The organism is Micromonospora sp. M42 (assembly GCF_000568915.1).
Taxonomy (GTDB): domain Bacteria; phylum Actinomycetota; class Actinomycetes; order Mycobacteriales; family Micromonosporaceae; genus Micromonospora; species Micromonospora chalcea.
Map to the genome: position 1 here is coordinate 4,551,520 of NZ_KK037233.1, position 10,201 is coordinate 4,561,720.

Consider the following 10,201-nt stretch of genomic DNA (forward strand, 5'->3'; position numbering starts at 1 on the left):
GGTGCTCCTCTACAGCGGCAGTGTGAACAGGGAGTGCAGCCCCTGGTACGTCATCTCGTGCGAGGTGACGAAGAATCCGGGGAACAACTGGCTGAGGGCGGCCTGGCGGACGACCGTCTCGCGTACGGCGTGCGCGGTCAGTTCTTCGAGACCGGCGACGACCTCCGCCGGCACCCCGCCCTTGGCGGCCCGCTGGTACGCCTCCGCGATCGCCTCCCAGCGACCGTCGAACGTCTCCCCGAGGTCGTCGGCGACGGTGCCCCAGGTCTTCTCGAAGCGCTCCAGTTTGGTCGAGGAGGTCCAGTCGACGTTCGTGACGCGGGCCGCCTCGGGGTCGACGAGCAGCAGGTCGGAGCGGAGGTCCCCGACGGTGGTGGAGGCCTTCCACCGGAACCGCTCGGCGAGGTGGCCGGCGAGGGCCTTCTCCGCCCCGGTCGCGGCCGGGTTGCCGGTGAAGCCGACGAGGCGCAGCAGCAGATCCCGGTCCGGGTGGCCGAGCAGCATCTGGGCGACGGTCTGGCGCAGCACCGCGTCGGAGCCGCGCAGCGCGGGCGCCAGCTCCGGGTGGGCCGTGCGGACCGCCTCGACCACTGTCGCCAGTGACTTCTCCGCGAACGCCTCCAGGCCCGGCGACCGGCCGACGAGCTGGGCGACCTCGGCGGCCATCCGCCGGTGCACCTGCTGGCCGAGCCGCCACGGTTGCGCCTGCCCGGCCTTGCGCAGCGCGCGGAACTCCTCGTACGCGGCGGTCTGGAGCGCCCTGTTGAACGCGGTGGTCAGCCGCTGCTCCATTTGCCGGGCGATGGCCGCGCGCACGACGGCGGCCTGGACATCCCGGGGTGTCTTCGGCGGCTTCAGCTCGCGCAGGTCCTCGACCCGCTTGATGATCTCGTCCAGCGCCTCGCTCAGCTCGGCCCGGGTCGCCGCCCGGCCGGCCGACGACACCGTCTCCGACATGCTCGCCATCAGCACCGGCCGGCCGTCGAGGCTGACCAGCGCGCCGAGCCGGGTGCCCGCGCCGGCACCCGCGAACGCCTCGGCGTGCGCCGCCTGGTTGAACACGCTCAACGTCAGCTCGGCGTCGGCGAGCAGCACCCGGCCCTGCCGGAACAGCGCGTCGAGCACCTTCGGCGGGAAGAGCGTGCGCAGGACGGCCAGCCCCACCCGGGGCGTGGCGGCGATCGCGGCCCGGCCGATCGCCACCAGCAGCGCGGCCATCTGGGCGGTCAGCAGGCGCGCCTCGCGGGCACCCGCGAGCAGCAGCGGCACGTACCGGACGGCGGCGCGCACCGCGACGCCGCCGAGCAGCCGGGCGAGATGCACCAGGCCGGTGAGCACCTGGTACAGGTCGCCGGCGACGCGGCCGAGCAGCCGGCCGGCGGCGAACGGGTCGAGGTTCTCCAGGTGGCGGGCGAACTCGGCCGCCCAGCCGCGCCACAGCGCCAGCAGCCGATCCGGGACGGTGGTCGGGTCCAGCGCGGCCACGATCCCGGCCAGCGCCTGGCGTACGACGGTGGCCTGGTCGGCGATGCGTTGCACACCGGCGCGGGGGTCGACCGTCAGCACGATGAGCGTGGTGAAGTGTTCCTGCTGAAGGCGGCCGATCAACTGCACGAGCTTGCCGAGGTCGACCACCACCGTCGCGACGGATTCCCCGACGCCGACGGCGAACCCGTCGAGGAACAGCTTCGGGTTGATCCCGTTCCAGGCCGCGTAGTGCCGCATCGCGTCGAGCAGCGCGGGGTCGAGGCCGAGCAGGAGACGGCGGAACGCGCCGTCGGTGTCGACGTCCGAGGCGGCCAGGTCGAAGAACGCCTCGGCCAGCCGCAGTCTCGCCAGCATCGCGACCAGGTCCCAGACGTTGTCGGCGGTGATGCGCCCGCTCATCGCGGTCAGGACCCGCTCGCGGGTCATCGACCGGGTGGCGTGCGCGTCCAGCCAGTACTTGACGGTCAGCGCGACGAACTCCACCCGCGGGTCCTGGGTGCGTACGCCGAAGATCGCGGCCCGGTCCTCGGCGGACACCCGCGGCACGCTGAACCAGTCCCGGATCATGACGGATTCGTTCGCCGGCTGCCCCAATTCCCCCACCCCCTCCAGCCGTGTGCACTGTCGAGCCGTGGTGCGGGCAGCGGTAGTGCTGGGTCGAGAAGCTGACATGGGCCGGTAACGTCACGCGCCCGCCTTCCATCGACTGTTACGACTTGACGAACGGCGTGTTATCGCTCACAGTCGATGGCACGGGGCGGCGGGAGCGATGGGTCGCCGAGCGGGCGCGGACGGCCGCGTGGCAGGCCGGGTGTGAGGTCAGTGCGCCAGCGCTAGTTGTTAGCGCTCACAAGTGTGATCTGAGGGAGGAACATGTTTGCTTTTGGTAGATCCCCATCGACGGTGTCGCCCCCGCGACGGCGCGGATGGCTGCCGCGAGTCGTCGCGACCGGCGCTGCCGCGGTCCTCGTCGGCGCCGCCGCCGTGGCGGCCGTGTCCGCGCCCGCCGTCGCCGCGAGCGTCGACACGAACGCCTGGTACGTCCTGGTCAACCGCAACAGCGGCAAGGCGCTTGACGTCTACAACCTGGCCACCAACGACGGCGCACGGATCACCCAGTGGACGCGCAACAACGGCAACCAGCAGCAGTGGCAGTTCGTCGACTCCGGCGGCGGCTACTACCGGCTGAAGTCCCGGCTGTCCGGCAAGGTGCTCGACGTCTACAACTGGTCGACCGCCAACGGCGGCAGCATCGTGCAGTGGTCCGACCTGAACGGCACCAACCAGCAGTTCCGGCTGGCCGACTCCGACAGCGGCTACATCCGGCTGATCAACCGCAACAGCAACAAGGTGGTGGAGGTGCAGGGCGCCTCGACCGCCGACGGCGGAAACATCGTCCAGTACGACGACTGGAACGGCGCCAACCAGCAGTGGCAGCTCGTCCGCGTCGACGGTGGTGGCGGCAACCCCACCACGCCGCCTCCCACCACGCCGCCGCCGGGTGGCACGTGCAACCTGCCGTCGTCGTACCGGTGGTCGTCGACGGGCGCGTTGGCGCAGCCGCGGTCGGGTTGGGTGTCGTTGAAGGACTTCACGGTGGTGCCGTACAACGGGCAGCACCTGGTCTACGCCACCACCCACGACACCGGGTCGTCGTGGGGGTCGATGAACTTCGGTCTGTTCTCGAACTGGTCGCAGATGGCGTCGGCCAGCCAGAACGCGATGTCGTCGGGGACCGTGGCGCCGACGTTGTTCTACTTCGCGCCGCGCAACATCTGGGTCCTGGCGTACCAGTGGGGACCGACCGCGTTCTCCTACCGCACCTCCAACGACCCCACCAACCCCAACGGGTGGTCGTCGGCGCAGCCGCTGTTCACCGGCAGCATCTCCGGCTCCGGCACCGGCCCGATCGACCAGACGCTGATCGCCGACGACCAGAACATGTACCTGTTCTTCGCCGGTGACAACGGCAAGATCTACCGCTCCAGCATGCCGATCGGGAACTTCCCCGGCAGCTTCGGCTCCAACTACACCACCATCATGTCCGACTCCACGAACAACCTGTTCGAAGCCGTGCAGGTCTACAAACTCCAGGGCCAGACCCGCTACCTGATGATCGTCGAGGCCATCGGCTCCCAGGGCCGCTACTTCCGCTCGTTCACCGCCACCAGCCTGAACGGCTCCTGGACCCCGCAGGCGGCCACCGAGTCCAACCCGTTCGCCGGCAAGGCCAACAGCGGCGCCACCTGGACCAACGACATCAGCCACGGTGAACTGATCCGCACCACCGCGGACCAGACCTTCACCGTCGACCCCTGCAACCTCCAACTGCTCTACCAGGGCCGATCCCCCAACTCCGGCGGCGACTACGGCCTCCTGCCCTACCGCCCCGGACTGCTCACGCTTCAGCGCTGAGCGCGTACCCCGAGGTGTGGAGAGCCCGGCCCGCGACCACGCGGGCCGGGCTCTCCGGCGTCTCGCCCGATCGTTGTCCTGGAGGCAACGACGGTGGCCCGGTCCGTCGTTGATCGGACCCGCGCCGCCCGGGAGGGTGGAGTTGTCACCACCTCCCGGACGAAGGGTTGAGCAGATGTCCTTCCAGGCATACCTCGACGCGATCGAGGACAAGACCGGCAAGACCCCGCGAGCCCTGGTCGCCCAGGCCCGGGAGCGTGGCTACGACGCCGCCGACGTGAAGGCCGGCGTGATCGTCGGCTGGCTCAAGGACGAGTACGGCCTCGGCCGGGGACACGCGATGGCCCTGGTCCACGTGATCAGGAACGGGCCGAAGATCAGCGCCAAGCACGTCGGCTCCACCGGCTCGCACCGCGACGACAGCGACACGCTGTGGCTGGACGGCAAGGCCGCCCGCGCCGCCGCGTAGCGGGGCGTGGACAGCGACGCCTATCGTTCGCGGCATGGGAGCGATCAAGCCGTGGCACCTGTTCATCCTGACGCTCTGCTGCCTGCTGCCGCTCATCGCTGCGGTGGCGGGGGTGGTGTGGACGCGGCGACGCCGCCGCTGACCCGTCACCGGCCGGCGACGAACTCCTCCACCGCCGTGCAGACCCGCCCCAGCGCCTCGGCCGAGGCCGCCAGCGGTCCGGGCACCATCATCGAGTGGTCGGCGTCGGCGACCTCCACCACGTACGGGGTGAGCCGGCGCGCCACCGCCCCGTCCCAGACCGGGTCGGCGGTGCCGCCGGCCAGCAGGAACGGCGCGGTGGCCCGGGCCAGCGGCTCCCGTACCGCGGGGTCGGTCAGCAACGGCGTCAGCCAGACCGCCGGGATGCCCCGGTCGGCGGCGAGCGGGGCGGCGAAACTACCGAGCGACTTGCCCACGAGCAGATCCACCCCGGCGTCGAGGACCGGATCCAACTGCTCGGCGACCCACTCCGGCGCGGCGTCGTGGCGCAGATCGCCGATCGACCGCCAGGTCACCTCGTGCACCTCGAAACCGCGCCGGCGCAACGCCTCCCCGAGGTAGACGAACAGCGGCCCCCGGGTGTCGTAGCCCCGTCCCGGAGCGAGTACCGCGCGTCGATCCGCCATGGCCGCCTACCTCTCGTTCGATCGATGCGTCACGCTAGCCGCCGCACGGGCTTCCGGTGGCCCCGCGGCCTCACAACCGTTCCGGGGTACGGATGCCGAGCAGGTCCAGGCCCTGCCGCAGCACCCGCCCGGTCAGCTCGCACAACACGAGCCGGCTCTCGCGTACCGGCCCGTCTGCCCGCAGCACCGGGCAGCGCTCGTAGAACGCGCTGAACGCGACAGCCAGCCGGTGCAGATACGCGGTCAGGCGGTGGAACTCCAGGCTGCCCGCCACCTCCTCGACCACAGCGGCGAAGCCGACCAGTTCCATCGCGAGCGCCCGCTCGGCCGGCTCGGCGAGCGAGACGTCCGCGTCCGGCCGCGCCGCCGCGCCTGCCCGCCGGAAGATCGACCGGACCCGGGAGTACGCGTACTGGAGGTACGGCGCGGTGTTCCCGTCCAGCGACAGCATCCGCTCCCAGTCCAGCACGTAGTCCTTGTGCCGGTCCCCGGACAGGTCGGCGTACTTGATCGCGCCGATGCCCACCGCGCGCCCCACCTCGGCGGCCTCCGCCTCGCCCAGCTCCGGGTTGCGTTCCCGGGCCAGCGCGGTGGCCCGCTCCACAGCCTCGGTGAGCAGCCCGACCAGCTTCACCGACCCGCCGGCCCGGCTGCGCAGCATCCGCCCGTCCGGGCCGAGGATCGAGCCGAACCCGACGTGCTCGGCCCGCACCGGCGCGGTCAGCCAGCCGGCCTGCGCGCCGACCGCGAACACCATCTCGAAGTGCCGCCGTTGCGGCAGCCCGACCACGTAGAGCAGCCGGGTCGCGCCGAGCGTGCCGGTCCGGTGCCGCAGCGCGGCCAGATCTGTGGCCGGATAGCCGAACCCGCCGTCGGACTTGCGCACGATCAGCGGCAACGGCTCGCCGTCACGGCCCACCGATCCGGGCGGGAACACGCAGTCCGCGCCCTCGCTGCGCCGCAGCAGCCCGAGCCGGTCCAGTTCCTCGACAGTCGGCGCGAGCTGGTCGTGGTAGCTGCTCTCACCCCGGAAGTCATCGCCGGTCAGCGTCACGTCGAGCAGGTCGTACACGGTCAGGAAGTAGCTCTCCGACTGCGTCACCAGCAGCCGCCACAGCCGCAGCGTCGCCGGGTCACCGCCCTGCAACGCCACCACCCGCCGCCGCGACCGTTCCCGGAACGCCTCGTCGTCGTCGAACTTCGCCCGCGCCGCCTTGTAGAACCCGTCCAGGTCACCCATCGACAGCTCCTGCGCCGCCCCGGCCTCGCCCAGGTCGAGCAGGTGCTCGATGAGCATGCCGAACGGCGTGCCCCAGTCGCCGAGGTGGTTGGCGCGCAGCACCCGGTGCCCGAGCCACTCCAGCGTCCGGGCCGCCGCGTCCCCGATCACCGTCGACCGCAGGTGCCCGACGTGCATCTCCTTCGCCACGTTCGGCGCCGAGTAGTCGACCACCACCGTCTCCGGCTCGGCCACCGGCGGCACGCCGAGCCGCGGGTCGGCGGCCAGCGCGGACACCAGCCCGCCGAGCGCGTGGTCGGCCACCGTCAGGTTCAGGAAACCCGGACCGGACACCTCGACCGACGCGCAGACGTCGGCCAGCGCCGCGCGCTCCCGTACCTCCGCGGCGATCTCCCGCGGCGGCCGGCTGAGCCGCCGGGCCAGGCCCAGCGCCGCGTCGGACTGGAAGTCCGCGTGCTGGGAGCGCCGCACGGCCGGGTCAACCGGCACGCCGGCCACCGCCGCGAACGCCGGCGCCAGCCGGTCGGTGAGCAACCTTTCAAGATCCATGGGTACGCCGATCTCGCTGTGGATCCGCCGCGCGGATCACCTGACGGGAACGCGACGGCGGAGCGAGAACGGTCGATGACGACCGGCGGCTCGATCCGCCGGTCGCAGGAGGGAAGGCTCAGCGCAGGCGGTCGCGGGACCGCCGGCGTCGCAGCGCGCCGAGCCGGACGTCGGAGGACGTCATCGGGTACGCGTGCGAACTGGCCATGTCGGCAGCGTAACCGGCCGGCCCGGGGCGTGCGCAAGCGCGTACCCCGGGCCGGTCTGTCGTCAGGCCGAGGTGGCGACGGCCTTGCGGTAGCGCTCGGCCCGGCGCCGCACCTGGGCGTACGCGCTGCTCAGGCCCATCGCCCGGCGGACCTCGACGAGCGTGCGGCGCACCTCGACGCGGGTCCGCTCGGTGCCGGTGACGATCAGCTCGTCGACCAGGCCGGGCTGCGCCTCGATCCGGGCCCGGCGGTCCCGGATCGGGTCGAGGAACCGGTTGAGCGCCGTCGCCAGCGCCTCCTTGACCTCGACGTCACCGACCCGCCCGGCCCGGTAGCGGTCCTTGAACTCCGCCACCTGCGCCCGGTCCGGGTTGAAGATGTCGTGGTACTCGAAGACCGGGTTCCCCTCGACGGTGCCGGGCACGTCGGCGCGGACCCGGTTCGGGTCGGTGTACATCCCCATCACCTTGCGGCGCACCGTCGCCGTGTCGTCGGAGAGCGCGATCGCGTTCCCCTTGCTCTTGCTCATCTTCCCGGCGCCGTCCGTGCCGACCAGCGTGGGCGTTTCCGACATGAGCATGTCGGGCACCGGGAAGACCTCGCCGTAGAGATGGTTGAACCGCCGGGCGATCTCCCGGGTCACCTCGACGTGCGCGGCGTTGTCCTTCCCGACCGGCACGACCTGCCCCTTCACGCAGAGGATGTCGGCGGCCTGGAGGACGGGGTAGCCGAGCAGGCCGTACGGCATCTCGTCCTTGCCGGCGTCCCGGGTCATCTCCTTCAGCGACGGCACCCGTTCCAGCCGGGGCACCGTGATCAGGTTCTGGAACAGTGTGTTCAGGTCGCCGACCTCGGGGATCGCCGACTGGAGGTAGAACGTCGCCCGTTCCGGCTCCACCCCGGCGGCGAGGATGTCGGTGACCATCTCGCGGGCGTTGTGCGCCACCTGCTCGATGTCCGCGCGGCTGTTGCGAGTGGTGAGCATGTGCAGGTCGGCGATGATGAAGAAGCTCTCGTAGCGCTGGTGCAGCCGCACCCGGTTGGCGATGCTGCCCACGTAGTGGCCGAGGTGCAGCCGCCCGGTCGGGCGGTCTCCGGTGAGCATGCGTGCAGAGGACATGGTCGTACGCCTTTCGTGCCGTTCGCTGGCGGGGAGAAGCGACCCGGGTGTCACCCGGGTCGGTGGAGCGGGCTCGTCAGAACGAGCGCCGCCATCGCCCGCCGGCGCGGAATCGGAGTCCGCCGGCACGGAGTACGTCGAGGATCTGCTCCCGGCCGTCGACAGCGTGGCCCGGAAGACCGCTACGGGTCTCCGGGAGGCAGCTGCGCGGCCCGACCATGCCTGACACGGTAACCGCTCACCGGTCTGCGCCGCTGCCTCCTGCCGCGCTTACTGCTGTCGATAGCTCTCGGAGTAGTAGCTGCCGACCCGCTCCCGGTACTCCGGGTGCGCGAAGTGGTCGCTGTCGAACGCGGGCGACTCCTTCACCTGGTCGCGGGTGCGGTCCACGTGCACCACGCGGTCCAGGTGGTCGACCCGGGCCACGGTGCCGGCCGGCAGCAGCACCTTTTTCCCGAAGATCCACGGCCCGGTGTCCACCACCAGGTAGCGCCCGTCGGCGTCCTCGTTCGCCTCGTCGATCGACCCGATCCGGCCGTCAGTCGCCTCCACCCGGTAGCCGGTGAGGTCGAGCGGCGTACCGGGACCGGGGGCGTCGAGCTGGTCGTCGGTGTCCGCGGCGCGCTGCCGCGGTACGTCTCCGGGCCGGGTCTGGTCGTACCCACCCGCCAGGGCGGACGGGTCCCGCCAGGCCCAGGGGTTGAACGGCTGCATAGGTGGCACCTCCCGCGCATCGGCTCGACGCCGGGAACAGTGCCCCGGCGGCCACGCCGGAAACACGCGTCGCCGTCCCCGACGCCCTGACCTGCAGGTACGGCCCGCTGGCATACTGGCCGACCATGGTCCTGTCACGTGGTTGGTCACTGTTCCTGGTCGCCGTCGGCGTGTGGACCTGGGCGATCTGGCCGAGGTTCGCGGTCGCCATCTGGAACGACGAGCGCGCCTGGTCTGCCGGCGTCGTCGGCGAGGGCAGTCCGACGGGCTTCCTCTGGGTGCACGCCCTGCTGATCGGCGCCTCTCTGGCGATCGGCACGACTGTCGGTGTCCTGGGCATCCGCGCCTACCGTGCCTCCCGCCGCCCTGCCCGCGTCGGACGGGTGTGACGCGCGCCGCTACCCACCGATTTGACGATCAAACCTGTGGCCGCGTAACTTTCTCTCTGCCAGCGCGGAACGGGGCAAACGGGACGAAAGTCCTGAAGCACCGAACCGGGATTGGCGCCGGGTCCGAACGAGGTTCTCACCTCCGCAAGACCTGGTCCGGGCGATGCTCGCCAAGACGCCGGAGGGCGGATTTGGCGGAGCGAAACCGACCGGGTAAGGTTGTCGACCGGCAGGGAACCGGGCGAGCTAGCGGGAGACCGCAGCGGCCGGCCTGCCAAATCCGATGATCAGACGCAGCGGGTGACTGCTGCGTGGGTTCAGCGGCGCCGACCCGTACGAAGCGTGACAGACCGGGACACACGGTTTGACACGGCAGAGACGGTGAGGTAACGTAGTAAAAGTGCCCGGCGCGAGAGCGGCGGGTGGTTGAACGAAATGCCCCAAACGGGGGCTCCGCGGTGCGGGGTTTCTGGTTGGTGTGTGGTTGTTCTTTGAGAACTCAACAGGGTGCTTGTAAAGCCAGTGCCAATTGTTTTATACCCCGGACTGGTGGCTGTTCTTTGGAATGGTTGCTGGTTGGGATTCCTTTGGCAACACTTTTGTTGCCAGGATGCTGTTCGACAAAGTTTTTGTTGGAGAGTTTGATCCTGGCTCAGGACGAACGCTGGCGGCGTGCTTAACACATGCAAGTCGAGCGGAAAGGCCCTTCGGGGTACTCGAGCGGCGAACGGGTGAGTAACACGTGAGCAACCTGCCCCAGGCTTTGGGATAACCCCGGGAAACCGGGGCTAATACCGGATATGACCTTGCACCGCATGGTGTTTGGTGGAAAGTTTTTCGGCTTGGGATGGGCTCGCGGCCTATCAGCTTGTTGGTGGGGTGATGGCCTACCAAGGCGACGACGGGTAGCCGGCCTGAGAGGGCGACCGGCCACACTGGG

General features: G+C 70.6%; 8 protein-coding genes. 3 read left to right on the forward strand and 5 right to left on the reverse strand.

What is annotated here, in order from left to right:
* Positions 1-9: 9 nt before the first annotated feature.
* Positions 10-2,055 (reverse strand): hypothetical protein, encoded by a 2,046-nt coding sequence (locus MCBG_RS21000; RefSeq protein WP_223201286.1) that lies wholly within the window; start codon positions 2,053-2,055, stop codon positions 10-12.
* 306 nt (positions 2,056-2,361) lie between these two features.
* On the opposite strand from MCBG_RS21000, the gene MCBG_RS21005 reads away from it, so the two are divergent.
* Both MCBG_RS21005 and MCBG_RS21010 read left to right on the forward strand, forming a co-directional pair.
* Positions 2,362-3,903 carry a non-reducing end alpha-L-arabinofuranosidase family hydrolase gene (locus tag MCBG_RS21005; RefSeq protein ID WP_043327805.1) on the forward strand — a complete coding sequence of 514 codons (1,542 nt, stop codon included), beginning with the start codon at positions 2,362-2,364 and terminating at the stop codon, positions 3,901-3,903.
* A gap of 175 nt (positions 3,904-4,078) precedes the next feature.
* A complete protein-coding gene (locus tag MCBG_RS21010) occupies positions 4,079-4,372 on the forward strand; it encodes a DUF4287 domain-containing protein (protein WP_043327806.1) in 294 nt (97 codons plus the stop codon).
* A 146-nt stretch (positions 4,373-4,518) separates the two neighbouring features.
* On the opposite strand, the gene MCBG_RS21015 is transcribed toward MCBG_RS21010, so the two are convergent.
* From MCBG_RS21015 to MCBG_RS21030, 4 genes are all read right to left on the reverse strand, one after another.
* A complete protein-coding gene (locus MCBG_RS21015; protein ID WP_043327807.1) occupies positions 4,519-5,040 on the reverse strand; it encodes an alpha/beta hydrolase in 522 nt (173 codons plus the stop codon).
* A 70-nt stretch (positions 5,041-5,110) separates the two neighbouring features.
* A complete protein-coding gene (gene argS / locus MCBG_RS21020; protein ID WP_043327808.1) occupies positions 5,111-6,829 on the reverse strand; it encodes an arginine--tRNA ligase in 1,719 nt (572 codons plus the stop codon).
* Positions 6,830-7,099: 270 nt separating this feature from the next.
* The gene (gene trpS, locus MCBG_RS21025; RefSeq protein ID WP_043327809.1) at positions 7,100-8,158 is read right to left on the reverse strand and encodes a tryptophan--tRNA ligase; all 1,059 of its coding nucleotides are present in this window, start codon (positions 8,156-8,158) and stop codon (positions 7,100-7,102) included.
* Positions 8,159-8,428: 270 nt separating this feature from the next.
* Complete coding sequence (locus MCBG_RS21030) at positions 8,429-8,872, reverse strand: PRC-barrel domain-containing protein (protein ID WP_043327810.1); 444 nt, start codon at positions 8,870-8,872, stop codon at positions 8,429-8,431.
* A 125-nt stretch (positions 8,873-8,997) separates the two neighbouring features.
* Between MCBG_RS21030 and MCBG_RS21035 the strand changes: the two genes are divergently transcribed.
* Positions 8,998-9,261, forward strand: coding sequence for an SCO4848 family membrane protein (locus MCBG_RS21035; RefSeq protein WP_043327811.1), 264 nt, complete (start codon positions 8,998-9,000; stop codon positions 9,259-9,261).
* Positions 9,262-10,201: the final 940 nt, after the last annotated feature.